The 26,932-nt window shown below is 41.5% G+C and carries 23 protein-coding genes; 8 read left to right on the top strand and 15 right to left on the bottom strand.

From position 1 onward, the window contains the following. Positions 1–268 precede the first annotated feature (268 nt). The 12 genes from NWP22_RS15010 to NWP22_RS15065 all read right to left on the bottom strand — a co-directional run bounded on the left by NWP22_RS15010 (position 269) and on the right by NWP22_RS15065 (position 13,877). On the bottom strand, positions 269–1,342 hold the full coding sequence (locus tag NWP22_RS15010; RefSeq protein ID WP_280802054.1) for a T3SS effector HopA1 family protein: 1,074 nt from the start codon (positions 1,340–1,342) through the stop codon (positions 269–271). A 22-nt stretch (positions 1,343–1,364) separates the two neighbouring features. Then, positions 1,365–2,504: a phosphotransferase gene (locus tag NWP22_RS15015; RefSeq protein ID WP_271733065.1), complete on the bottom strand. Its 1,140-nt coding sequence runs from the start codon at positions 2,502–2,504 to the stop codon at positions 1,365–1,367. Between the two features lie 186 nt (positions 2,505–2,690). After that, positions 2,691–3,251 carry a hypothetical protein gene (locus tag NWP22_RS15020; protein ID WP_271733066.1) on the bottom strand — a complete coding sequence of 187 codons (561 nt, stop codon included), beginning with the start codon at positions 3,249–3,251 and terminating at the stop codon, positions 2,691–2,693. A gap of 198 nt (positions 3,252–3,449) precedes the next feature. Continuing rightward, the gene (locus NWP22_RS15025) at positions 3,450–4,985 is read right to left on the bottom strand and encodes a TrbI/VirB10 family protein (protein ID WP_271733068.1); all 1,536 of its coding nucleotides are present in this window, start codon (positions 4,983–4,985) and stop codon (positions 3,450–3,452) included. 22 nt (positions 4,986–5,007) lie between these two features. After that, a complete protein-coding gene (locus NWP22_RS15030; protein WP_280802055.1) occupies positions 5,008–5,682 on the bottom strand; it encodes a hypothetical protein in 675 nt (224 codons plus the stop codon). A 60-nt stretch (positions 5,683–5,742) separates the two neighbouring features. Then, entirely contained in the window at positions 5,743–6,540 is a 798-nt protein-coding gene (locus tag NWP22_RS15035; protein ID WP_280802056.1) for a hypothetical protein, read from the bottom strand. Between the two features lie 19 nt (positions 6,541–6,559). Continuing rightward, positions 6,560–7,609 (bottom strand): hypothetical protein, encoded by a 1,050-nt coding sequence (locus NWP22_RS15040; protein ID WP_271733074.1) that lies wholly within the window; start codon positions 7,607–7,609, stop codon positions 6,560–6,562. Between the two features lie 20 nt (positions 7,610–7,629). Further along, positions 7,630–8,418 (bottom strand): hypothetical protein, encoded by a 789-nt coding sequence (locus tag NWP22_RS15045; protein WP_334310756.1) that lies wholly within the window; start codon positions 8,416–8,418, stop codon positions 7,630–7,632. A gap of 11 nt (positions 8,419–8,429) precedes the next feature. Then, positions 8,430–11,177 (bottom strand): hypothetical protein, encoded by a 2,748-nt coding sequence (locus tag NWP22_RS15050; RefSeq protein WP_280802057.1) that lies wholly within the window; start codon positions 11,175–11,177, stop codon positions 8,430–8,432. Beyond that, positions 11,125–11,502 (bottom strand): hypothetical protein, encoded by a 378-nt coding sequence (locus tag NWP22_RS15055; RefSeq protein WP_271733077.1) that lies wholly within the window; start codon positions 11,500–11,502, stop codon positions 11,125–11,127. Before NWP22_RS15055 ends, NWP22_RS15050 begins: the two co-directional genes overlap by 53 nt. 3 nt (positions 11,503–11,505) lie before the next feature. Then, entirely contained in the window at positions 11,506–12,117 is a 612-nt protein-coding gene (locus NWP22_RS15060) for a hypothetical protein (RefSeq protein WP_271733078.1), read from the bottom strand. Between the two features lie 401 nt (positions 12,118–12,518). Continuing rightward, the gene (locus NWP22_RS15065; protein ID WP_280802058.1) at positions 12,519–13,877 is read right to left on the bottom strand and encodes a UDP-N-acetylmuramoyl-tripeptide--D-alanyl-D-alanine ligase; all 1,359 of its coding nucleotides are present in this window, start codon (positions 13,875–13,877) and stop codon (positions 12,519–12,521) included. Positions 13,878–14,545: 668 nt separating this feature from the next. Here NWP22_RS15065 and NWP22_RS15070 point away from each other — a divergent pair. Continuing rightward, complete coding sequence (locus NWP22_RS15070) at positions 14,546–15,190, top strand: type I restriction endonuclease (protein ID WP_271733081.1); 645 nt, start codon at positions 14,546–14,548, stop codon at positions 15,188–15,190. A gap of 14 nt (positions 15,191–15,204) precedes the next feature. Here the strand turns inward: NWP22_RS15070 and dnaK are convergent, their stop codons facing one another. Then, the gene (gene dnaK, locus NWP22_RS15075; RefSeq protein WP_280802059.1) at positions 15,205–17,064 is read right to left on the bottom strand and encodes a molecular chaperone DnaK; all 1,860 of its coding nucleotides are present in this window, start codon (positions 17,062–17,064) and stop codon (positions 15,205–15,207) included. A 77-nt stretch (positions 17,065–17,141) separates the two neighbouring features. Continuing rightward, the gene (locus NWP22_RS15080) at positions 17,142–17,606 is read right to left on the bottom strand and encodes an Hsp20/alpha crystallin family protein (RefSeq protein WP_271733086.1); all 465 of its coding nucleotides are present in this window, start codon (positions 17,604–17,606) and stop codon (positions 17,142–17,144) included. 300 nt (positions 17,607–17,906) lie between these two features. On the opposite strand from NWP22_RS15080, the gene NWP22_RS15085 reads away from it, so the two are divergent. The 4 genes from NWP22_RS15085 (at position 17,907) to aspS (ending at position 22,982) form a co-directional block, all read left to right on the top strand. Continuing rightward, positions 17,907–19,010, top strand: coding sequence for a methyltransferase domain-containing protein (locus tag NWP22_RS15085; RefSeq protein WP_271733087.1), 1,104 nt, complete (start codon positions 17,907–17,909; stop codon positions 19,008–19,010). A 65-nt stretch (positions 19,011–19,075) separates the two neighbouring features. Then, positions 19,076–19,738 carry a glycosyltransferase family 2 protein gene (locus tag NWP22_RS15090; RefSeq protein ID WP_271733089.1) on the top strand — a complete coding sequence of 221 codons (663 nt, stop codon included), beginning with the start codon at positions 19,076–19,078 and terminating at the stop codon, positions 19,736–19,738. A gap of 9 nt (positions 19,739–19,747) precedes the next feature. Continuing rightward, positions 19,748–21,076: an ABC transporter substrate-binding protein gene (locus NWP22_RS15095; protein WP_271733091.1), complete on the top strand. Its 1,329-nt coding sequence runs from the start codon at positions 19,748–19,750 to the stop codon at positions 21,074–21,076. A gap of 118 nt (positions 21,077–21,194) precedes the next feature. Beyond that, the gene (gene aspS / locus NWP22_RS15100; protein WP_271733093.1) at positions 21,195–22,982 is read left to right on the top strand and encodes an aspartate--tRNA ligase; all 1,788 of its coding nucleotides are present in this window, start codon (positions 21,195–21,197) and stop codon (positions 22,980–22,982) included. Between the two features lie 53 nt (positions 22,983–23,035). On the opposite strand, the gene NWP22_RS15105 is transcribed toward aspS, so the two are convergent. Beyond that, a complete protein-coding gene (locus tag NWP22_RS15105) occupies positions 23,036–23,833 on the bottom strand; it encodes an S-layer homology domain-containing protein (protein WP_271733095.1) in 798 nt (265 codons plus the stop codon). 322 nt (positions 23,834–24,155) lie between these two features. Here NWP22_RS15105 and NWP22_RS15110 point away from each other — a divergent pair, with 322 nt between their 5' ends. The 3 genes from NWP22_RS15110 to NWP22_RS15120 all read left to right on the top strand — a co-directional run bounded on the left by NWP22_RS15110 (position 24,156) and on the right by NWP22_RS15120 (position 26,745). Then, positions 24,156–25,055: a DUF2382 domain-containing protein gene (locus NWP22_RS15110; RefSeq protein WP_271733097.1), complete on the top strand. Its 900-nt coding sequence runs from the start codon at positions 24,156–24,158 to the stop codon at positions 25,053–25,055. A gap of 55 nt (positions 25,056–25,110) precedes the next feature. Next, the gene (locus NWP22_RS15115; protein WP_280802060.1) at positions 25,111–25,920 is read left to right on the top strand and encodes an SAM hydrolase/SAM-dependent halogenase family protein; all 810 of its coding nucleotides are present in this window, start codon (positions 25,111–25,113) and stop codon (positions 25,918–25,920) included. A gap of 171 nt (positions 25,921–26,091) precedes the next feature. Then, positions 26,092–26,745, top strand: coding sequence for a DUF2301 domain-containing membrane protein (locus tag NWP22_RS15120; protein ID WP_280802061.1), 654 nt, complete (start codon positions 26,092–26,094; stop codon positions 26,743–26,745). Positions 26,746–26,932 lie beyond the last annotated feature (187 nt).

Here is a 26,932-nt window from a genome sequence, read left to right on the forward strand (position 1 = left end):
AAATTCCTGATTGAGAAATTCATGGGGTAGCTCCCAGTTAATCAAGGCCGCGGTGGCTGGGAAAAAGAATTGTATGGCTTGGGGAAAATACTCGGTAAGTATCTCTTTCCAAGGGCTATCAAAGTCAGCGCGCTCGTTCATAATTATAGCATTTCCCATGCTCGTGAGGTACATTTTTTTTTAGTTTGAGGGAACAGGGAACAGGGAACAGGGAATAGGGAATAGGGAATAGGGAATTGGTGTGTACTTCATGAGCCTGAAAAAGGCTTTATTCCCAGGATTGATAAATATCCTCAGAGCCAGCATTTAAATATGCTTTTGCTAAATCTATTCCTAACTGGGAAAATTCTGTATTAATGGCTTGCATCCTCCCATCAATGGAGTTATCCCCCTGATACCAAGCTTTTAATAATCCATTGGCGATAATCTGACAACGATTCATCCCAAAGCTTTCTTTTTCTACAAACTTTTGATTTGGTTCTTCAGCTAAACTTAACCCCGGTGCTAATTGCATGGTAAATAGGGGAATTTCTCGGTGAAAGTAGGATTGATTTGTCAGATATATATCCTGTAGAGTAGTTTTAACTTGTTGATAATCTGGTTTATCAAAGTACAATACACCTGAGTCATGTCTTCCGTAATCTTGGGGATTGTACAAAACTTTAAAACTAAAGGGAATCCCTAAATCATTTAGTTGCTGGGTTAAACTACCCATTACCCCTACAGCACCTTCAGGAGTGAAATTAAAATAAATTCTCACGGTTACTGAGTTCTTTGGCTCATCCTCCACACGAGTAAAACCCTGATTCCCAACAGCCATGTAAAAGCCATTTTGTACTCTATTTTTTGGTAACCGAACAGCAACAGTATCACCCACTCTTGCACTTTGTTCGGCTGGTGATAGATGTTTATCTCGGTGAATATGTAGCCTTAAACCGCCTTGTGTCACCGCTAATGTATCGTCTGGTTCTTCTCCCATAACATACCAACCATAGTCAAAATACCCATCTCCTTGATTGCTATTATGTAAATGTTCGTAAAATTCTAAATCCACGCCTAAAAGACTATTATTCTCTAAGTCTTGGGGTAAGTTATTTTCTTCTCTATCTAGCGCCAATACACTCCGCAGAGAACCGTTATAATAAATGCCATACAGAAAACTTCGCAGTTGTAAACTTAAATATTTTTGCTGCATCTGCTTGGGCATTTTTTGAAACCGTTCTACTACTTCTAGAGGTAATTCTAAGGGTTTATAGTCGGGATGATGAACTGAAAAATCAGTTTTAATCTCTAGTTTTTTAACGATGTCTTCCAGGGTTTCTAGTAAGTTGTTAGTTAGCATAAGTTGAGGGGTAAAGTATGAGCTAAACTGCGGTAATATTAAAGGTATGACCAAAAATTGTCGGTATTGATTGTACAGGGCGGGTTAATAATGCTTTAGCTACTTGCAGCATGGCAATTCCCGTATTACTAAAGGATTTTTGGTATTGAATCATGGATTGGATTTGTTGAATTAAGGCAAATCCGGCAAATTGTACTACTCTGTGTAAGTAGTCGGGACGGTGTTGTATAATCTCTGGAAATGTGTTTAAATAACCTTGGGTTAATGCGGCTATGGAAGGTTGCAGCATTTCTAAGGGGGTAATCGCTAATCGCAGGGATTCTTCAATGGTGAGGGATTTACTAATAACTAAACTACCTAACCAAATCTGTACATAACTCCCGATGATTGTCCCTAAGTCAAAGGCGGGATCTCCCCAGTGCGATCGCTCCCAATCAATTAACCTGATCAGATGATGATTATGGTCATCTTGCCAGTTGTTTCGCACTAAAATATTATTTAGTTTCAAGTCGTTGTGAGTCACACAAGCAGGCTTGACAGATTTACCTAATTCTGCTATAGCCTGCCCTAAACTATCATAACGTTGATAAAGCGCAAAGAATTTTAACCCATCATCGGGTACTAAACCAAAAATTTCTGGCTCGACTCGTTCAAATCCCAGAATCAAATTTGATACCAGATCAAAGTTCACAGAATCTTGAGTGAAAAATTCTTGATATTCTTGATGCTCAAAAGTATCACGGTGGATGGTTCCTAAGAGATTACCAATTGCGATCGCAATTTCAGTAGGAAAGCTTTTTTCTTTCATGTAGAAATCCATCAAATCCCGGTAATCATCCAGATATCTGCAAACAATAATGGAATTTTCTACATCAAAGTGCAGTACCTCTGCTAAAAATTGACGGTATTTTCCCAGTTCTGGAAATCGCTGTAAAAACTCTTGAATGCGCCACTCAACGAGAAACTCACCAGCTGCTACACCTTTTTGATTCAGTCGCTCTTGCTTAATCAGTAATTTGTGTTGCTGTGTAAAGGTAAGTAATAGGTTGAAATTCTTGGCTGTGAGTGGTTCTATCTTAGTGGGAGGTTGTTGGGACTTATCCAATAACCCTTGTGTCAGCAAATAATCAAAAGCATTATCGGAATTTAAGATAAATGTCATATTTTTAATCACCATTTTTCCGACTAACTACTAAATATAGTTATTGATGGCATATTATTACACTTAAACCACTCTGGCTATAAATTTACATAAAATAAAAGGGACAAAATAGTTACACTTATGTCCCGATTAATTTGAGATTTATCAAAGGTCTTAACCCCAACAAGCTTGGGGTGTGTCAAAGGGTTAAATTAATTCATTGGATGTACTGACACAAGCTATTTCCGTGGGGGCTGGGTCGGGATAAATTGCTAAAGTGTGATAATCAGGAGCAGTGTCTTGATATAATATTCTGAAGGTATAGAGTTTACTCCTGTTTCCTTCTTCGGTAATTACTGTTAAAAGTGTATTATCTGTTTTGGGTATTCCGGGAATATTGAGCCGGGGAATGCGCCGCAGTTGAATGACATTTGCGGCTGAGTTTTTACAGTCTCCGGAATTTAAGTTACGTTCTGCTCCCAATTGCATACACATCGGACCATCAAAGTCCATTGTTACTTGTGATGGGTCGTTTAACCAAACTTTCTTAATTGTTTCCCCTGCTGGGAGAAAGCTTAAGTTTGTCCCTTGTTGATAGGAAACTTTGATAGTAGGTACTACTCCCCCTAAACCTTGCGCTTGACAGGAAAACAGGGAACGCAAAACGGCATTATTAGCTAAAGTTCGCCCTGTATATAGTAAGATGGCAACTGAGAAAATTAGAGGGGTGAGAGTCCAAAAATTAGCATATTTGAGAATGTGTTTCATAGCTACCAATGGGAAAACGGCGATTAGGGTGACTGGGGTTAATTAAGTCCGGTAGGATGCCCAACCCAGAATATTGCTATTATGAGAAATAACGAATTATATAGTCATCCTATTTGACTTGAGAAATTATGAGTGAGGAAAGGGAACACCGGAACAGGGAACAGGGAACAGAAATTGTTCATGAATCATTTAGGATTGCTATAGTTTTACGGTTCTATTGACGTATATTTCTACCTCTTGGCCAGCTGGTATAAACCAAATATTAGTTCTTTGCATCATTTGAGAAATCGCTTGTTGATTGCGTTGAGATATTTGGGGTACTACTGACCTTAATCCACCTTCCAATATTCCAGCTGGTATGTTGCGTCTGTTATTGGTGTTGGTGACGACGGTACTACCACCTTCTATAGAAACTTCGGTTTCAGCACGATTGAATAATTCCGCAGCTTTACCAATACCTCCTAAAATGAATAGACCTGTGTCCATCCCTGCTATTGATCCTGCTTGATCGGGATATTGATTTGCTATTAAAGGTTTACCTTGAGGAGCGCGAAGTACAATTGCATTCTTGGGTAAGGTTCTTTCTATCAACTCACCGTTCTCTTCTGAGATGATTTTGACTACATTTAACTGTAGTAGACCTTGTTCGGAAATAGAACGAATTTCACCCAATAATTCTGTATTAGCAGGTACTGCGATCGCCCCATCTATAGATTTTAGTGGTTCTTGCAACTGTACCACAAATAGATTATCTTCTTCTTGAGCGTCATTATTCCTAGCTCTAGTAGTTTCCCCAAAGATGGCCGTTGCTAATACGGCTTTAGCATTAGTTCCTACCTTGACAGATTTCGGGTTTTGTGATTGTGCCTGACTGACTAAAATCTCTGGTTGTGGTGGTGTTTGTCCCGGTTGCAACTTCGTTGCATAAGTATTAACTTCTGGTACAGATAAAGCTGTATTTACTCTTGATTGACCGGTGGTATTTACCTGACCATAACTACCCAACTTGGCTAACCTTGTCCATTCCTTCAGGGGGTCTGGTGGCGATACTGCGGGGATAACAATCGGTGGGGGTGTAGAGTCCATAGCTATTGGTGGGATAGAAACTGAAGGAGACGCGGGTTGCTCAATAATAGGAACTGAAGGAGGTGCGGGTTCTTGAATAGTCTGCTCAACTCTGACTATTTTCTGTGGAGATGTCTCCAGTGTTGTAGGTGTACTTGCTCTCACCTGTGGAGTTTCCACCCGCGCAGGTGGTCTATTTCTGAGATTTTCTTGAGCTGCTCTGACGGTCTGTACTTGTTCTGCAAGGGCTAACTTTGTCTTGAGTATCTCCACCTCTTGTGCTAAATTTACTTCAGGAGCTTCACTCATAGCCGGTGATGGAACCGTTGGGGAAACTAAATTACTTCTGGGTCTTTGATTGCTGCTATTCATAATTTGGGATAAAAACACCCCAGCAACTACCACTACAGCTAAGGTAGCACCACCTACTAAGGCTAACTTAGCAAAGGGATTAGATGACAGTGACTGCTCGGTTTCTACTTCTTCGGGGGGAATAGTGTGAGCTTCAAAGCTAATTGAATCTTGTTGTGGTGACTCTTCTTCAAAACCCACCAATTGAGCTATTCTAGACTCCCAATCTAACAAGTCTATTTCTGGTTCATGGTGCTCAGGGGTTGGTTCCACTGTATATTGTGGAGAAATTTCTGGGTGAATTGAATAAGTATTCATGGTGTTTTAGTTGGTTTTAATTTCAAGAACAATTTTTGTCTGTAATGTCGCATATCTGGTAAATTTCTAGCCTAGCTTCTCCTAAGCGGTATGCTGCTAAATCCCAAGATGACCCTTGGGGTGGAGTTGAAGTTACTGGTTTATCTATGGCTCTGACTAAAATTTGTTTATTGAACTCATTTGAGGTTCCTAGATTATTAGAACCACTAAAGTTTAATTGATTAGCTAACATTTCAACTTTCCATTTACCATTACCTATTTTTTCCGGTTGAGATACTCTTTGTACTACTAATATATATTCAGATTTGTTATTAATAAATTTTCCCGTCGGACTTAATTTAGTAATTTCCTCCTGAAACTTGGTTCTCAAATTATTAGCTAAGAGTTGGGAACTAATTTCCCAAGCTGTGATTGGCGGCTGTTTTTGTGACCAGGTAAGCATTAAGGTCATGGTTTCACCGACAAATCGGCGAATTGTTTCTGGATGTCTTTCATCACTTTGTTGAGGGTCTAAGGTAATCGCTCGACCATCAGCAAGTTGGGCCAAGCTTTGGGGTGTCAGTTGCTGTTCTAAATCTTGAATCATGGAACTATGAAACAAAATCAAGAGCAAGCTAAATAAATTTAGCCCAAATGTCCCTACCGCTAATAGTGGTAATATACTACTTTTTCTCTTCTCTGGCTTGACTAATTGCATAAATATTTGCCTTGATAAATTTGAGAATAATTTACTTAAAATAGATAGTCACTTGTTACTTTAATTTCTACAACGGTTTGATTTATCCTCCCTGACAATAATGGAGTTGTCCACTAAACAAAAATCATGAATTTCGTAAATCTCTAGTTTGTCAGCGCGATGGCTATAAATTGCTTTTTGGATGTCCGTACTACTATCTCTTAGGGGGTAAGGAAAATAATCGATCGCACGCACTAAAAAATCTTTATTAAAGGGTGTGACTGCTTTTCTCCGGTCATCTTTTCTGGTCTGAATTAGGTCAGCTATCATCCCTACTCGCCACTTCCCCGGAGCTATTGTTTCTGGGGGGTAAATTCTTTGAATGACTAATTCTGCTGAGATAATTTGATTAGGATTGTTTGAAAATACTTCTGGTGGGGTCATTTGGGCGATCGCACTTAGAAAACCTGGACGAAAATCTTCTGAGATCGCAAAACTCCCTACCCAACTGCTGGTAGTGACTCGTTGGTTACCTCCTTGGGGGGTTCTGATGGGTATTCCTGGGTCTGGTTGGGGTTTTGCAGCTTCTGCAATAGTTTGTGGGGGGAGGGTTCCTGACCAATTAAACATCAATGTCATGGTTTTACTGATGAATTGGCGAATCGCTTCGGGGTCCCTAGCTAAATCATCCACAGCGCCTATAGGTTGACCATCAACCATTTCCACAAAGTTGGGGGGTTTTCTCAGACTCAGTTGGCGAATGTTTAACCCTTGTAAAATGAATAGAAATAATACTGCTAGATGTAAGCTGAAAGTGGCGATCGCAAAAATTGTGAGAAAATTGATACTAGATTTTCTTTTTCGGAGTAGTTTCGTCATTTGCACACCGATGGGATGTTTAGATTCTATTTTTGATTAAGGCTGTACTATTATTAATGGCGCTAAAAATCGCAAATCCTCCCGCACCTGCGACAGCTAAGGATAATACTGGCGCTAAAATTCCCACAAAGATAATAAACCACATTAAATCAGGGTTAGCATTGGGGTTTTCTGCTGGTCCATTGATAATTACTGCTGCAGTCACAGCAGCAATGATATTAAATGAAATCTTACTAATTCCCGCCGCAAAAAAACCTGTAAACCATGCGTAAATCGGTTTACCCCCTACAGGTAATAAAGATGCGCCTAGGGCTAATGGTCCTAAAGCTGCTATAAGTAACATAGTAGCTTCTATAAGGTTTTGAAACGCATATTGCAAAGAAATTAAGAAGTTTTTAATTCTGGTTTGGGCGGTATTCCCTAATAAAGAGTTAAAGGTAATATCCGAGATATTTCCTGTATTAAATTTCAAGGAACTGACTTGATTTTCTAGCCTTTCAATCCAAATTCTATTCCCATATAAGTTTCTATATTCCCTCCACAGGTTATCAATTTGGTCGCTCGCTCTGGCCAAGCATTGGGTTTGTTGTTCCCCATTGAGGGATTGACAAGGACGAAGTAAAGAACCCGCTACCTCTTCAGCTAAACTCATATTTAATGCTTGCTGATAAGTTTGTTCAGCATCTGCTGTACTAACTACTTGTTGATTGACTGTGTTAATCAAGTTTCTTACCCCCAGCGTTAAACTAGAAAGTAGGCTACCATTTCCCGTATTACTCAAAAACAGCACCACTATAAAAGGCCAAATTAAACCACTTATAGGACGGGAATATTCACTGTTGATCACATCTTTGAGCCATTGCATCATAAAAAACAATAGCGTCCCCACAGCCAAAAATATACCCAGGTTTGTTAACGCTCCATATAAGTTATTACTTGTATTATTTTGTAATAAATCTAGCCATTGGTTATCCCAACTTTCAGCCATGCTTCTAGCAGTTACAGCACCACTATCAAAAGTTTCATTAATCCCAATTTCTGGGAAGATTTGCGCAATATAAACCTGCATTTTCATTAACCATATAGTAATTATCTACCAAACAAATCTGTTTGAGAAGTATTACGGATAAATCTCGCTGCTTCCGTAGCTGTGTCTACCCTGTGAGTACGATTCATTTCTTCCATCTGCTGGGAAATGTTGACTAAATTTAAATTGGAGTATTGTAAAGATTGATGGGTGAGGATACTTTGCGCTAGGGTTTCAGCGCTGATTTTTGCTTGTTCCTGTTGGATTCTAATACCTTGTAACTGTAAACCCGCTTGGTCTTTCTGTATCGTCATCAGTGGGAGAAAAGCATCGCCAGATGCGCCGAGAGTATCAGCGAGTCTTTGAAAGATGTTATTGGAACTTTGGGAAAGTTCGGAAATATTATTTAAGGTGGTTTCAGTATTTTGTAACTTAGATTTTAATCGTATTTGTCCATCTCTCCCCATATAACTTTCTATGGAACCCCTAGTAATTAGGCGATTCATTTCCTGGTTCACACCATTACTGCGTAGTACTGGATTATTTTCAAATCTATCTGTTGTGGGGTTAAATATCATATCTTGATTAAAATTATTACCCGCATCAATTGGGTTAGGTATATTCGCCGCTCCTGTGGCATTATTGAGAGCAGTTTGACCTCTAATTTCTAAAGGTGTTAAGGTTTCGCTCAGATGATTTCTCAGGTAATTTTGCATATCTACAGAATAAAATTGAAACTCAGTCCAAACTTGGCCTAATTGTGCTGTTGCTGGGAGGAGTAATAACCAGGAAAAGCCCAAGGTGAGAACAGTAGTTTTGTGCATATCTTTCAACCTGAATAAATTGGACATGATTACGCCGATTACCCCCCACGGAGAGCAGCTATTAATTGTCGCGCAAATACCGAAATTGCTTCATATTTATTGTCATGTTGTCGCATTACTTGTTGACGTGCGGTTTGTTCCTGGGGGTTGTTAGCAACTACTGCTAATTGTTCATAACCTGGATAGTAACGACAAAAGGTATAAATCCCGTTGTCATCTAATAACCATTGGCTGTAAATTCCTTCTTTACGAGGGAAAAAGCTTTCTGTCGCATTACGAGAAATAATATTGCGGGGATATTTTAAGATGTTGACAAAACTATCCACTGCTACCGGTTGAATCCTCCCGATTAATCTGGTTGATAAGTTCTGTAAAATTTTTGATGCAGCTTTAGATTTGGCGATGGTATCGGGGTCTTGGGCTGATAAAATAACTCTGATTCCCGCTTTTGCACCATTGGCGCAAATTCTCCCCACTAAATCAGATATTTGGTCAAATTCAAATAAAATCGGGGCTTCGTCAATAAAAAAGATGGAAGCTGGACTACTTAACGCCCTGCGCAAAGCTGCAGAATAAGCACTTAAGGATAATACCGCAGCGTCTTCATTGTCCGAGAGGTTCCGCAGAGCAAATACTAACAGCTGCGCGTCGGTGGGAAAGCTCGAAGGTGCAGAAATAGCTTGTCCAACTCGACTGGAAAGCCAAAATCTTAACCGCAGTTGAATTTGACTCAGAGCGTCATCTACTCTTCCACTCACAGCATTTAATTGCAGATGTTCCGGTGAACAGAAATAAAGAAAGTCTCTTAAGGTGGGGGTTTTTTCCCACTCTTGACTCCCAAACCCCCCCGCGATCGCTTGTTTATATCTTTGGGTAATCCCTGGGTCGGCAAAAAATGCTCTTAATGCTAAGTTGAGCAGGGAACGCACAGTTTGGGATAACAGTTGGTTTTCGGTGGATGAGCCTAAAACCATGGTCATTAATGCTGACTCTAAAAAAGCAGTATAATCTAACAGGCGATCGCGCTGGGCTTCTGGACTGAGCGATCGCAAATCAGGCTGTTCAAATAAGTTATTAGATTCTTTGGCAATATCAAAATAAGCCCCATTCCCCTCCATAAACCTTGTATAGTCGGTAAAAGTAGAGGTTCCATCTGGTTTAGGAAAGTCCAGAGCTACCACCGGAATATCATAAGCTAAGGCTTGGGTTAAAATTCCCGACACCAAAACCGATTTACCAGCGCGGGTAGTCGCAAACAGAGCTAAATTTTTATGTTGGTTAAACAAATCCAGATGTATGGGTGTTCCCCCCTCTTCTGCAATTAACTCAAACCCTCGACTATCTCCAGCTTTGGTTAAAACTAAAGGCATTAATCCCGGTACTTCACTGGTTAAATATAATTGACGGCGGTTAAACGGTTTAACTAACAAACCCTCCCAAACTATCGGTAAAGATTGTAGCCAAATTTTCCAAGCATATTCTACCTCCCTAATTACTTGGGCGGGTCTTTGAAAGCAGTTTTCTATATATCTTGTGGCTTCATCTAATTTGTCTATGCTGGGACGATGTACAAAAATAGCTATACTCGTATATATTGGTATAGCACCCTCATATAATTGCTCTTGGGCTGCTACAGATTTCTTTAACTTTAATTGAGCGCTGACATCAATAGTTTTACTCTTTTCCTGGGCCATAAGTGCTGTCATATTCGACTGCTTCAGCACCCGTTGTAATGTAGTCTTCACTAAAGCCGGGTTGGCTGCGGTTAACTCGCAGAAAATCTCTGTATCTGTGACAGTTTCTCTGGCTAATAATTCCCACAAATAACGCAACTGAGCGAATTTATTCGGCCACCCTCCGGGTTTTTCTAGAAATGTCAACGCTCCAATATAGCGATTTTTCACATTTACCCAACGACGGTCAGCACAGGGTACACCAGACTCCATCAGTAAAGTTGTACTGTGGATATTTTCTATAAGTAATTGACTACTACTTAACTCTGAATTAACCTGCTCATATAGTCCGTTTTCATCTAAATGAACTAACTGGGGAATGGGTATAGGTGGTGTTTCATTAAATCTTTTCCAGACCTCTTCCCATAGTTGATCAGCATTTAAAGGTTTAACATCTAAACCCATTTTGTTAGATAATAACTGCTCCCAGCGACAGAAACCCTGTTGATAGGACTGGATAATCAGAGTTTCCAGGCGCTCATTTTGCACTTGGGCTAGTTCCCCTTTAAAGTTTAACCACCATAGTTCAGCTTTACCTAATACTTTCTCTATCCAATCATCTGTATATTTCGTATTCGGTTCAATGGTATAGGTTACATATATCCGTAAAAATTTCGGCTTACGAATCCCCGCATTAGTTAGTTCTTGAGTTCTGGCTCTTTCCGATGTCAATAAATACTTAATATCCCGTGATGGTGTCTGCTTGACTAAGTGAGATAGTTCTATTTGTCTTTGTTTATCTGAACTAAATGACCCCATGTGCAAGGTCATCTTTTCCCCTTCAGGAATATCTTTTAAACCAGATTCTATATTATTAAAAATTGTCTCTATTTGCTCGTTTCTTAACGTAGTATGAATTCCCCGACATTCAAACCCAAAAACAAAGCAAAATCTATCTTTCTGAGTGTCTTTGTTTAAAATGTAAGCACCTATGTCACGACCATCCAGGGAAATGCGTAACATGGAAGCTAAATGTAAAGCATCCTCAAATGGTGTTAATCTACTTTCTTGACCGCCGACCTTTATGCTTTGTTTGCCGATTTTCTGCTTCATGGTTAACTTCTAACAAGCTGTAATAACGAGCAAACCCCCTTGTCCAAGTGGGAACTCCTATGAATTTGCTTAAAAATCGCCAACTCCTACCACCACTTAAGATCCACCAAGTCGCTATTCCCCAACCCGCAATTAATGCTGTCCATAACCATCTTTGAAAATCATCTGCAAATATTCCCCCAAAAACTCCATTTACAATTAAGTAAGCAGCGAGAATAATCACCAACCAGGGAAAGATTTGATCTGCAGGAATTGGACCTAATGAAGGTTGGGCTCCCAGGATTTGATTCACTGGGCGAAATTCTCTATCTGTTTCTTCAGACATACTTTAGTTACTCACATCACCAATTACAAACCCTGTCAGCACATCAGCAACTGTGACCGCAACTACTACTAATAAGGGAACCCTGGCTATACTTTGCCAATCTTCATCTTTCCTAACGGCGTTAATTACACCAACTAAAGAACCTGCAATATACAGTAAATAAATTGCTCGTAAAACGTTAAATATTAGGCTGACTGCTGTTTGGGTATTACTATTGGTTTCCGTACCTTGTGTTAAAGTATTGCGGAAAAAACTCTCTGCTTTACCAAAAAATTGCGCCTGTGCGGGAAATGCAAAGTAATCTAGCCAAAATAAACTCAGAACCAGGGATACTGCTAGGATTTGACAGAACACAACCCAGGGCTTTGCTAAATTTACTCTCTGTCCAAGCTGGATGACTATTGCTAGTAAACTTCCCAGGAGCAAACAAAACAGCAGCACAGGGCTTTTTAAACTGACAACGCTTAAAAATACAGCCACAGCTATCAAAAATGGTACTGATTCCACCACCATCAGATACCATGATGACCACATACTTGTTAGTTTTTCAGATGTTTTCTGCCCTTTGGTTATTAAACCTCTCCTAAGTTCTTTCACCCTGTGTTTTTCAGACATTTTGTAGTTTCCCTGTTAACGTCAGTCAGATTTATCCTGTTAATAAGAGCTAATATTTACATTGAAAAATTAAGAAAATCGGCAGGCTTGAGCTTGACGATGTAAATTGAATTTATGTGGCTACAACATCATATACTCTCATAACGTCACATCCTATTAAGGATAAGTTAACTGGTTTTTAATGTTCAGTTAAGTAGATGACTCCACTTATACCACACTACTGCCCACCGTTGGAGCTGATCGACATAATTACCGTATTTATGTCTAAACATTCTCTCTGGGATACTTGATTTTTCTCCATAAGTCATCAAGAATAAAAGTAACCTCTAACAAGTTGTAGTCCATCTTGTTAAAAACCTAACCTTATCCAATTTTCTCAGTCCGCACCCTGCGGACTTTATTTATTTACCCATAAATTCGCCCCGGAACTGATTAACAACCCGGTCTAGTCCCACGGAATGGGCGGCTTTAAATAACAAGCGATCGCCTGGTTGCACAAATGTGATTAATCTAGTTACTAAGTCCCCATGACTGGTAAAACACTCTGTGGGAATACCCTTTGCACCGGCGATCATTGCTTGGGTATCTTCTCCATCTCCTAAAACTAACAACCCGTCTAATTCCAACTTTTGGACGGTTTCACCGACTCTGTGGTGCAATTGTCGGGATTTTTCCCCTAATTCTTTCATCGCCCCTAATACGGCAATTCTGCGTTTTCCCGGTGTATCCGCTAACAATTGCAAAGCTGCAATCATAGCTTCTGGTGCAGCATTGTAGGTTTCATCTAAGATTAATATATCATCAGGTAAGCTCAACCTCTGCGATCGCCCAGTAGGCATATTCACCATCACCCCCCCTTGCAAACCTGACCAATCAACCCCTAAAACCTTCGCCACCGCCAACGCTGCTAAAAAGTTACTAGCATTGTGAACACCAGCTAAGGGTAAAGGTAGCTGCATTTCCCCCACTTGAATAGTTTCTTGATCTAACACCACCCCTTGGATATCACCACCAGACAAGCCATAAGTTACAACTTCCCCCGACCAAACTTGTGCAGCTGTAGCCATTAATAGAGCATTATCATAATTAAGAATAGCAACCCCATCTTGAGGCATTTTCCCTAATAACTCACATTTAGCCTCCGCTATGGCTTGCTCAGAACCGAGTAACTCAATATGTGCCGTACCCACATTAGTAATTACCCCAATGGTAGGTCGAGCTATTTCCGTTAATTCCGCAATTTGTCCCCTCCCCCGCATCGCCATTTCAATCACAGCATAGTCATGGTCTGCACCCAGTTCTAATAAAGTTTTGGGTACACCGATTTCGTTGTTAAAATTGCCATGGGTTTTATGCACTCTTCCCTGAGTCCCCAACACTGCGGCGATTAGTTCCTTGGTGGTGGTTTTACCTACGGAACCAGTTACACCCATCACAGGGATATCAAAGCGATCGCGCCACCATCTCCCCAGTTGCTGATATGCTTTTAAAGTATTCCCCACCCGTAACACAGGTAACCCTGGATACTCATCATCACCGTCCACAATCGCCCCTAAAGCACCCTGACCTATGGCCGCAGCCACAAAATCATGACCGTCAAATTTTTCCCCCCGCAAAGCTAGGAACACCTCACCGGGTTTAATCATCCGGGTGTCTGTTTGAATACCGCTGCTCATTTGTCCTAGAGCGGTTGCAGATAAATTCACGGGTTCAGCGCCTAGAACTGTTAACAGTTGGGAGATGGTGGTAGAGCAAGGCATAATTATCTAACAGCTTTTTTGTGATTTTTTTCAGGTGTGGCTACATCAAATTATAGGAAGTTGTGACTACATAAGAAAATGTGGTGACAACTCCGGGATATGAATTTACCCCACCCGTCCCCAGATCGCCCAATCACGTAACGCCTACGACCGAAGTTCAAATAAAATGGCTGGAATAATGATTCTTGTGTTTTGAAGCTCGGTCGCTTGCTGGGTAAGGGTTTCAGCCTTTGATAGACTGGGGTAAAGTCCATTTCAGCCATCGCTTTTTCTGAACCTGGCTAACGCCACGCTATCGCTATCGGAAACTGCCTCTAGACTTCTTAGAGGGTAATGGTTTAAAATTGAGGGTTACCCCTCGCTGGGGACATTAATCGAATGGAAACGAATTGAAAACATTGCGCCATCCAGAAGAACATATAAAGGTCCCCACTCGCTGGGGACATTAATCGAATGGAAACGTCCAGAGGAAAGCGTACCGTATAATTCCCTGTCTAAAAGCTCAAGTCGGTTAAAACCGAATTATTTATGATAGTTAAATAAATCCAAATATAGCAATCCTAAATGATTCATGAACAATTTCTGTTCCCTGTTCCGGTGTTCCGGTGTTCCCTTTCCTCACTGATAATTTTTCAAGTCAAATAGGATGACTATAAAAACAATCCACCATGCAAACATTCGCAGTTACAGAAACAATTACCACCATCACAGAAGCTGAAAAAAGATTTAATTTAACTCGAAATCAATCCCCAGATTTTTTTACCGAATGGTATGATCAATTACCAGAATTAAATAACGATGATATTAAAAACCTAGAAACATTATGGCAACGTTATATTTATCATCGTTCCGGTGGACATTTATTAGAAAGTACCGTAATTTTATTACTCGTTTCTCCACTATTAACCATCGCTGGTTTATATGATCCACCTTTTAGAATTAAACCAGAAGAATCAGTACAAATTATAATAGCTGATAGTGAAGAAACCTTACAGGGAAGAATTGATATTTTAGTATTAAAAGAAAGATTATGGATAATTGTAGTAGAATCTAAAAAAACAATGTTATCAGTTTGGTCAGCATTACCCCAAACTCTAGCTTATTTAATGGCTAATCCTGATCAAAATTATCCTGCTTTTGCGATGTTAACTAATGGTGATGATATAGTTTTTGTAAAAGTGGAAAATCAAAAATATGCAATATCTAGAGTATTTGCACCTTTTACTAATCAAAGTGAATTAGAAGTTGCTTGTCAAGTGTTGCGGAAAATAGTACAAATATTTAACCCCTCCCTAGGTGTCAAGAACACCTAGAGGGGGTTTTCAACTTACTTACTCTCCACAAAATCCGCATCAATCACATCTTCACCCGTAGTCGTCCCACCAGCTTGAGCATAAACAGCGCTACCAATTTGCATCAGAGCTTGCTGTAACTCCTGAGTCAGAGACTTTATGCGGTCAAAATTATCTTGATTCATCGCCTCCCGTAAATCGCTAATCAGACCCTCAACACGAGTGCGATCGCTACTACTGACCTTATCACCCAAATCTCTAATTTGCTTCTCAGCTTGATAAACCAAAGAATCCGCCAGATTCTTAGTATCAATTTGTTCACGGCGTTGGCGGTCTTCCTCCGCGTGAGCTTGTGCATCCCGCACCATGTTGTCTACATCTCGTTTATCCAGAGTCGAAGCACCAGTAATAGAAATCGACTGCTGTTTACCCGTCGCCTTATCTTGAGCCGTCACCGAAAGAATACCATTAGCATCAATATCAAAAGTTACCTCAATTTGCGGCACTCCCCTAGGTGCTGCGGGAATACCATCTAAGCGGAAAGTTCCTAAACTCTTGTTATCCCTAGCTAACTCCCTCTCACCTTGGAGAACATGAACCTCTACATTGGCTTGACCATCCGCCGCAGTAGAAAATATTTCTGACTTTTTCACTGGGATAGTAGTATTACGGTCAATAATCCTAGTCATCACACCGCCGAGGGTTTCCACACCCAGAGACAAGGGGGTAACATCCAGTAGCAGAATATCTTTGACCTCACCCGCTAACACCCCCGCTTGAATAGCAGCACCCACAGCGACAACTTCATCAGGGTTCACACCTTGACAGGGGTCTTTACCAATGATTCGCCGGACTAATTCTTGTACAGCAGGGATACGAGTGGAACCACCTACCAATACCACCTCATCAATCTGCTTATTACTCAGTTTCGCATCTTGCAAAGCTTGTTGCACAGGGTGACGACACCGGTCTAACAGATCCGCGGTCATCTCCTCAAATTGCGCCCTGGTCAAAGTCATATCCAGGTGTTGGGGTCCTGCGGGGGTAGCAGTGATAAAAGGTAAGTTAATATTAGTTTGGGTGGCGCTGGAAAGTTCAATTTTGGCTTTTTCCGCTGCTTCGGTTAATCTTTGTAAGGCTTGTTTATCTTGACGTAAATCAATACCTTGATTATGCTGGAACTCAACAGCTAACCAGTCAACAATCTTTTTATCAAAGTCGTCACCGCCTAAATGGGTGTCTCCACTGGTGGATTTAACCTCAAAGACACCATCCCCAACCTCCAGAATCGACACGTCAAAAGTCCCACCACCTAAGTCAAACACTAAGATAGTTTCATTTTCCTTTTTATCTAACCCATAAGCAAGCGCTGCTGCTGTGGGTTCGTTGATAATCCGCAAAACTTCTAACCCAGCAATTTTACCCGCGTCTTTTGTCGCCTGGCGTTGGGAGTCATTAAAATAAGCGGGAACTGTAATTACTGCTTGGGTGACTTTTTCCCCTAGATATTTACTCGCGTCATCTACCAGCTTCCGCAGCACTTGGGCGGAAACTTCCTCTGGTGCAAATTGTTTACGGGCTGCTACACAGTCTAATTTAACATTACCGTTGCGATCGCGCAAGGTTCTGTAACTAACTTCTGTCGCTTCGTGGGTAATTTCCTCATATTTGCGCCCAATGAAGCGTTTCACAGAATAAAAGGTATTTTCCGGGTTCATCACTGCTTGTCGTCTCGCAATTTGACCCACTAACCGCTCACCAGACTTAGTATAACCCACCACCGAAGGAGTCACCCGCTGACCCTCTGCATTGGGAATCACCACCGGGCGACCCCCTTCGATCACCGCTGCGCAGGAGTTGGTCGTTCCTAAATCAATACCAATTACTTTCGCCATATTATCACCTTCCTCGGATGGCAATTTTCATCTTGAGGATAGGGGACTAAGTATTAGGCTTACCTAGTCCCCCAACCCTAACCGAGATTTACTTTCACAGGTTTGTATTTCTCTGCTTCAGCTTTGGGTAAGGTTAAGCGCAAAATCCCATGGTCATACTTAGCTTCTACTTTGTCGTTCTCTACTGTTTGCGGTAAGGGAATGACTCGGTGAAATTGACCGTAAGCAAACTCAGACCGAGTTACTCCTTGTTTTTCCACCCTAGTCTCACTCTTTCTCTCACCACTAATAGATACTGAGTCGGGACTAACTTGTATATCTATGTCTTTTGCTTCTAAACCAGGAACTTCTAACCGCAGGTGAATTGCATCCTCCGTTTCTTCTATTTCGGCAGGCGGTATAAATCCTAACTGTATTTCTCCGCTATCACTGGGTATAAATCTATCCCATAGGCGATTGATTTGGCGTTGTAAGGTGTCAATTTCTGGAAATGGATCTAAATTTTGCCAGCGCCGCAATGGTTCCCAACGAGTTATTGCCATAGCTACCACCTCTAAGATAAACTGTGTACTATCGGGAGGCTTAATTTCAAGCTTTACACTCTCGGAATAACTGCTGATTGTCTCAATCTCTTGGCTCTCTCACTGAGCTTAATCTCAAGCTTCCTAATTCACACCTTAAACTAAATCTCACTGGACTAGGTTCGGTTTTATGGTTAGCTGCGATCGCAATAACCGTACTTTGTTAATGAATACACAATTTGTAACAAAATTTCGTGAGCAATTAATTATGTAAATCTTCATGAATACATTATAATACCTAGGTAGTAAAAAAATAGATAAATGACTAAAAAATATATTCCTAATGCTTTTATAAAAACCGAAAATTCCCAGTTATATGCAATTTTCGCCTGGAGTCAGCGCCCAGCGCAAATCATCCCCGCCCAATCTTGGTTAACTATCCTAGAAATATTTGTCCATGAACATGAGCTAGAAAAAGCATACCAAATATTTAAAAAAGTCCAGTTCACACCTGTTGCAGATAAATACATTCAGGAACTAGATAAATATCAGCCAATAACTCAAGATACCATAGTCTTTTTAGCAGATGGTAGCCTCACAATTTTTACCAATGGTTTTCGCAGTTTTATTGAAAAAAACTACCAAGACTTGAGCGGATTAAGTCAAACAACTTACCAAATTCTCCCCCAACTATTTGCTGAATATCAATTAAACAATGACCTAGATAGTATTACAACTATAGAACAATTCCGCACCATAGTAGAAAAACTAGAAAACATAGGTTTATTATCACCCGCAACCGGTGCCATAGACTGGGGCGACTTAAAAAAAATAGTTCCTATTTGTCAAGCATTTGGATTAACCAGAGGAACCCCCATTGATAGATACTACCTGAATAAATTTATAGGGGAAGTTAAACAGGAAATTATTGGTAATGTCCTAGAAATAGGAGGAACTCCAAAAGATAAAGATTTTTATCAAATTAACCCCGGTACATCATACCAAATCCTCAACTTAGAACCTGGACCAGGAGTAGATATAGTTGGGGATGTTCACGACCCATCAATCATTGAACCAGAATCCTTTGACTCCATAATTATTTTTAATGTCTTAGAACATTGTTATGCGCCCTGGATAGCAGTAGAAAACATCCTGACTTGGTTAAAACCCGGTGGTAAATGTTTCGCTATGGTACCAAGCGCCATTAGAGTTCATGCTACACCCGCCGATTATTGGCGACCCTTACCAGATGCTTTTGCTTACATCTTTAGAAACTATACTCAACAGCAACTGTACATCTACGGTAACCCCACAACTGTCATTGCTAGTTATCATGGAATTGCCGTAGAAGAACTGACAACAGAAGAATTAGATGCCTATCATCCAGATTATCCCGTGGCAACTTGTATAATGGCTACAAAATAAACCTAAATTATCTGTCTACATCTGTGGTCAATCAATTCCGAATATACCTTTAAATATCAAAGTCAATGAGCAGTATCAGTTTTGACATCCAACCAGAAATATCAGTTATTCTCTGCACATATAACAGGGCAAAATATTTAAATCAATGCCTTGATAGTGTCATCAACCAAACTTTTCCAGATTGGGAGTTGATTATAGTAGATGATGGTAGTCAAGATAATACATTTGAAATTGTTAATTCATATATTGGAAAATATCATAATATCAGATATCTCAAACATCAAAATAAAAAACAATGTTACGCCAAAAATGCGGGTATACAAGCATCTTTCGGTAAGTATATTACATTTATAGACAGTGATGATACTTACAAACCCAATCACCTAGAGTCGCGAATAAAATATATGGAAGCCAACCCAGAAATTGACTTAATCGAGGGTGGGTTTTTCTCGGAAGAAGAAATCTGGGTCGTTGATTATTATCAACAAGATAAATTGATTAATCTGCAAGAATGTGTTGTATGTCCCACATTCTTCGGTAAAAGGGAAGTATTTTTTGAGTTGCAAGGATTTAATCATATGTCCTATGGCGAAGATACAGACTTTTGGGAACGAGCCGAAAAAATTTACAAAACTCACAAATTCACCGAACCGAAAACTTATATTTACACCAGAGCCGACGATAGTATTACTAAAACTTTTTTCGAGCAAACTTCCCCATCTAGCTAACTAGTTGATATGACAACTAACAGTTTACTATATCCCATCAGCAGTTTTTTTTCTCAGTGTATATCTACTGCGAGGAGGCTATTAATTTTAGGAATTGTTCTTTGCTCTTGTCTCATCATTCTATCTGGGTGTCTACCTCTACCAGTACAAGATGAGGGGGTAATTCGCCTTACACTTTGGCAAGGCATTAATCCACCGGTTAACCGCGATGTGTTTAACAAACTGGTAGATAAATTTAATCAAACTCATGCTGATATTCAGGTACAATCTATCTTTGCCGGAGACCTTGACCAACAATTACCGAAAATCCTCGCCGCAGTCGTGGGGAATGTCCCCCCGGATATTCTCAGCTTTTACCCCCAAATTACTGGCCAGTTAGTGGAATTAGGAGCAATTCGACCCTTAGATGACTGGTTAGCCACCTTCCCAGGTAAGTCGGAAGTTAACCCCAATTTATTTGAGGAGTTAACATTAAACAATCAACTGTGGTCAACTCCTCTTTATACTAGCAATATAGGTATTTTCTACCGTCCCCAACTTTTCCAAGCCGCAGGAATTACCCAGACACCCAAGACCTGGGAAGAACTCAGAGCAGTCGCCAAAAAACTCACCATAGACCGGAATGGAGATCAAAGACCAGAACAGTATGGAATGTTACTACCCTTGGGTAAGGGCGAATGGACTGTATTTAGTTGGTTTCCCTTTTTATTGAGTGCTGGGGGGGAAGTAGTCAGCAATCATCAGCCCAACCTGACAAACCCAGGGGCGATCGCCGCCTTACAATTTTGGCAAGACCTATTACAAGACGGTTCAGCTACACTCTCACCCCCAGAACGGGGTTATGAAGAGGATGCCTTTTTAAGCGGTCGTGTGGCCATGCAAATTACCGGACCTTGGACTTATATTACTAAGTCTAACATTGATTATGATGTGTTTCCTATTCCCGGAAGTCTCACACAAGCCACAGTCACCGGGACGGGCAATATGTATGTAATGAAAACTACACCCGAAAGAGAAGCCGCAGCCCTGAAGTTTTTAGAGTATGTTTTAAGTGAACAATTCCAAACCGAATGGAGTATTGGCACAGGGTTTTTACCGGTTAACCTCAAATCCGCTCAAAGTCAAGCCTATCAGGAATATGCAGCCACAAAACCTTGGTTAAAAGTCTTTGTTGACCAAATGCACACAGCAGGCGCTAGGCCGATTATTGCCGGATATAGTCGTTTATCCGAGAGCTTAGGTAGAGCCATTGAGTCCAGCTTGCTCGGTCAACCCCCAGCAAAAGCTTTGCAAGTAGCCCAAGAACGTTTAGAACTGATTTGGCAGAATGTAAAGTAAAAGCCACAAAAAAATTTTTTCTGAACCTGTAACAACTACAATTACTATTGATGCTAGATAATGGGAAAGCCTTGACATTTACTAACCCATCTAGCCCGACAGAATCAAACTAACACCTATGCGAACTCACTATTGCGGCGAACTCCGAAAAAAACATATTGGAGAAACTGTTACCTTGTATGGATGGGTAGACCGTCGCCGCGATCATGGGGGCGTGATCTTCTTAGATTTGCGCGATCGCTCCGGGATTGTGCAAATCGTCAGCGACCCCCAACGCACCCCAGATTCCTACCAACAGGCCAACACCCTGCGCAATGAATACGTTGTAGAAATTACCGGGAGAGTCACACAACGCCCGGAGGAATCCTTAAATCCCCGCCTCCCTAGCGGCGAAGTAGAAATCTACGCAGATAAAATTACACTACTTAACAGCGTTCGTAAACAGTTACCATTTCAAGTTTCCACCGTTGAAAGCGAAAATGTCCGGGAAGACCTGCGCCTCAGGTATCGTTACTTAGATTTACGACGGGAGCGCATGGCGCACAATATGCAATTGCGTCATCAAGTCGTTAAAGCCATGCGTCGCTACCTAGAAGACCTGGAAGGGTTCATAGAAATAGAAACCCCCGTACTCACCCGTTCCACCCCCGAAGGTGCGAGGGATTACATCTTACCCAGTCGCTCTAACCCCGGGGAGTGGTTTGCCTTACCCCAATCACCCCAGCTATTTAAACAAATCCTCATGGTATCGGGCATGGATAGATATTATCAGATTGCCCGTTGCTTCCGTGATGAAGACCTGCGCGCCGACAGACAACCAGAATTTACTCAGTTAGACATGGAAATGAGTTTCATGTCTCAAGAGGAAATTATCGCCCTCAATGAAAAATTAGTGGCTCATATCTTTAAAACAGTTAAAGGCATAGAGCTAAACCTACCATTCCCCCGTCTCACCTACGCCCAAGCCATGGAACGCTATGGTACTGATAAACCAGATACCCGCTATGGCTTGGAATTAGTCAATGTCTCCGATATCCTCCAAGACTCCGGTTTTAAAGTCTTTCGAGATGCGATCGCCCATGGTGGTACTGTTAAAATACTGCCCATACCCCAAGGTAATGATGTCATTTCTAACGTCCGCATCAAACCAGGCGGTGACCTATTCAAAGAAGCTACCGAAGCGGGAGCCAAAGGTTTAGCTTTTATCCGCGTCCGCGAACATGGCGAAATCGACACCATAGGCGCTATTAAAGACAACCTCACCCCAGAGCAAAAACAGGAAATCTTGCAGCGTACCGGTGCAAAAGCCGGACATCTGTTATTATTTGGTGCTGGTGACACCGCCACAGTTAATAAAACCCTAGACAGATTACGCCAAGTCGTCGCCAAGGAATTTAAATTAATCAATCCCGAAAAAATTAACTTACTCTGGATTACAGACTTCCCCATGTTCGAGTGGAACGCCGACGAAAAACGCCTAGAAGCACTACATCACCCCTTTACAGCACCCCATCCCGAAGATGTGAGTGACCTAAAAACCGCCCGGGCCCAAGCCTACGACCTAGTATTAAACGGCTTAGAAATTGGCGGCGGTAGTCTGCGAATTTACCAAGGGGACATTCAACAGCAAGTATTTGCAGCCATTGGTTTATCTACCGAAGAAGCCCATGATAAATTTGGCTTTCTCCTCGAAGCCTTTGAATATGGCACACCCCCCCATGGTGGAATTGCCTATGGTTTAGACCGTTTAGTTATGTTACTAGCGGGTGAGGAATCCATTCGGGATGTCATCGCTTTCCCCAAAACACAACAAGCCCGTTGTTTGCTCACAGATGCACCTTCTGGCGTAGATGTCAAGCAACTCAAAGAATTACACGTTGCTTCTACCTACAAACCAAAACCCTAACCACATCCGAACCTAGGGACGGTTAATCAATCGTCCCTACACCCACCCAGCAACTACCGAGCAGCCTGGGTAACCTCTGGACGCACAATATAATTATAAGCCGCCACATCACTAGGTAGAGGTTCCATTCTCCCCTGATCTACTAGAGCTTGGTGGATAAAAGCCGCAGCAGTAGAACGCCTCAGAGCCTGATTAGGATTAAGTACCCTAGGATTGGGATAATTAACCACCATATTTCGCTGTGTAGCTATGCCTACATCATTAATAGCATAATCGGGAATTTGTCCGGCATCTGTATAATAATCCCGCGCCAGTGCAGCCACAGGTGTACTAGGCGCAGTTGCTACTACTAAAGGCTGCATTAAAGAAGTCATCGCCAGGGGTAAGTATCTCGGTCTTCTCGCAACCCGCCGAGTTTCCGGTGTTAAATTCAAGCCTCTAGTGAGGGTGACTAGAGCATCTAGTCTGGAAACTGGCTGATTGGGAGCAAAGAAACCACCCGGATAAGCGCTCATAAATCCCTGCTGATAGGCTTCCTCAATAGCTGGAGAAGCCCAATATCCCGGAGGGACATCGGCGAAAACACTCCCATCTTCAATCTCCCGCACTGCTTCTTGGTCAAATGCTTGACGAAGCATCGCCGCAAACTCATCACGTTGTACAGCTTGTTCCGGTCGGAATGTCCCATCTGGATATCCGACAACAATATTTCTTTGGGCTAAACGTTCAATGAATGGTTGCGCCCAATAGTCCCCAGGAACATCACGAAAAGTATTCTGTGCTAAAACTGGAGATGTTAAACTTACTGCTAGCCCTAGGGCGACTAAAGATGTACTAAATGCACTAGACATTTAAACATACCTCCGTTAATTTAAATCAAATTAATTAGCTTTAAATTTATATCTATACTCATAATATTTCAGATATTTACTATAGTTATCTATCTATCGATTCAAAGAATTATATCTCAAATTAGGCAGCATCTTATGGCTAAGGTAAATATTACCAACTGGTGTATAGGCTCTTACCTCAGAACTATATTTGAGTATTTTCTTAACCAGTCAATCTACTAGAAGTAGTAAATTACAACTTCCTCAAACTCACCCGCCAGCAAGACATAATCACATCTCACTTATCTTAGGATTGTAAGTAGAGATTTAGGTAAACAGTAATATGGTTCTTTATAAACTTCAAGACTTGAGTACTGGGTATACAAATACTGAATTTGATAATTATGAAATCCGAGATTTTGATGTCTACTCAGATGTCAATAACGAAAGAGTCGGCACAGTCAAAAATATTTTAGTGGATGATACAGGACATTTTCGTTATCTCGTTGTTGATACAGGTTTTTGGGTTTTTGGTAAACAGGTGTTATTACCAATTGGGCGCTCTCGCATTAGCTATGGTGACCGACGGGTCTATGCTACAGGACTCACTAAGGAGCAAGTAGAAAGCCTACCGGAGTTTGACGAACTCGAACGGGTTGATTACGATTATGAAGAGCGGGTACGGGGAGTTTATCGCCCTCCCTTTGCAGAAACACCTTTAGAAACTTCCACACCTGTCGAGGCTACAGCACCTTTAGATACCCCGTCAGCTTATGCTGAGACTACAGCCCCCAGGCGTGATACTTATACTTACGAACACGAGCCAGAACTATACAATATTACTCAGCAAAATCACCAAAACCTCAAACTTTATGAAGAAAGGTTAGTTGCTGATAAATCCCGGATGAAAACCGGAGAGGTTGCAGTTGGTAAGCACGTGGAAACTGATAGAGCCACAGTTTCTGTACCGGTGGAAAGAGAACGGGTAGTGATTGAACGCACTACCCCCACAGATGCGGGACGCATAGCGGCCCCCGGTGAAGTTGATTTCCGTGAAGGTGAAGTTGCACGGGTGGATATTTACGAAGAAACTCCAGAAATACGCAAGGAAGCTGTTTTACGTGAAGAAGTGAAAGTTAAAAAGGTGGTAGAAGCAGATACCGTTGAGGCTCAAGAACAACTGCGCCGGGAAGAGTTAGATGTGAAGAAAAATAATCAGCCCTCCCGGAAAAGAAAGACTTGATGATGGTTGATATGATGGTAGTGGCTTGATTTTAGCGCCCTGCTCCCTTGGTTTCATGTCTCAAACACATACCAATCAATTATCTATTCTGGCACTGCTCACCGATTTTGGCGATCGCGATGTTTATGTAAGTGTCATGAAAGGTGCGATCGCCCAAATCAATCCCCATATTAAGGTAGTTGATTTGACACACCAAATACCGCGGCAAAATATCGCTGCGGCGCGTTTTTGTCTGATGAACGCTTACCCCTATTTCCCAGTAGGTACAGTATATGTCGCCGTGGTAGACCCCGGAGTGGGCAGTCAACGCCGAGCGATCGCCCTAGAATTTCCCCAAGGCTTGCTAGTAGGGCCAGATAATGGTATCTTTAGCGGTGTATTGTCTCAAAGTCCGGCAACTCGCGCCGTAGAACTGACTAACTCTCAATATTGGCGCACACCCCAACCCAGCCACACCTTCCACGGTAGAGATATCTTTGCACCTGTGGGCGCTCATCTGGCTGGTGGGATTGATTTAAAACAGCTAGGCGCAGAAATTGATACCGCCTCTCTGGTCAAGTTGGATCTTGGGCAATGTCAGGAAACCAACACCGGAGTTAGGGGTTACATTCAATATATTGATACTTTTGGCAACTTAATTAGTAATATTCCTGGGGAATACGTCTTAGGTAAAAATTGGTCTGTACAAGTTTCTGGCTTGACTATACCCGGATATGTGACTTATAGTGATGTCAATGTGGGGGAACCTGCGGCTTTAGTTGGTAGTCATGGCTGGGTAGAAATTGCCATTAACACCGGCAATGCTTCCCTACAACTACAAGTTAACTGCCAAGATCAGTTAGAAGTTTTGTTTTTAGGTAGATGAAAAAAATAGGTTGACACTCCCACGGCTAGACGCGCGTGGGAGTTTTTCCCCCGATGACGCTGATACAATCATTTCTATAGTGCGCTCTTTTAACCAAACCGTTGGAAAACAATTTGGTGCAGCCTAACCGCCTCCCCATGGGATAGCATTTTTGTCAAAGCCTATTTAACCATGATTACAGAAACACTCTCAGCACCGGTTTATCAAGGTCAGTTTGGGGAATTTACTATTAACCAAAGCGATCGCACTAGCGTGATTATTTACCGTACTGGGTTAATGGTAGCAGCCCTAACCTTTGCCATCGGTAGCGCCTTAGTCTTATTTTACAACACACCCCAAACCATAGCCGCCCTCACGCCCTTATACCTCTGTTTTAGTTTAGCTCTAGGTGTCAGCTTATTAACCATTCACATCTACATGGTAGCACTGCACCGACTCTTACAAATAGTCTGGGCGATCGGCAGTATATCAGCCCTAGTCTTAGCCCTATCTACTAGTCAACCCTTACCCATCACAGTTTACACCCAACCCCTGACATTATTTGGTATAGGTTTTACCTTCGTCGCCTTAACAGGTATTTTTTTTAAAGAAGCCTTTTGTTTTAACCGCCTGGAAACCAAAGCATTAACTGCCATTGTCCCAGTATTATTACTAGGTCATTTAGTCGGAATTTTACCCCCAGCCTGGGAACGAGTCTTATTAGCAGCGTGGGCAATTTTGTTAATAATATTTGCACTGCGTAAAGTCTTCCAAGCCATCCCCCCAGACATTGGCGACAAGTCAGTATTTGCTCACTTAAAAGCCCAAGCTAAAACTAAACATTAATACTAACAGCTTAGGGAACACACCGAACACACCGAACACACCGAACACACAAAAAACAATCAAATCCAGTCCCCTCCCCTTAAAAGGACAAGACAAGGTGGACAAGGTGGACAAGGTGACCACCGGAGAAAAACAGTACAAAGTCTGTATTCTTAGTAAGAAAAATAGCCCCTTAAAAGACCATTGT

The organism is Anabaenopsis tanganyikae CS-531 (assembly GCF_029891675.1).
GTDB classification, from domain to species: Bacteria; Cyanobacteriota; Cyanobacteriia; order Cyanobacteriales; family Nostocaceae; genus Anabaenopsis; species Anabaenopsis arnoldii.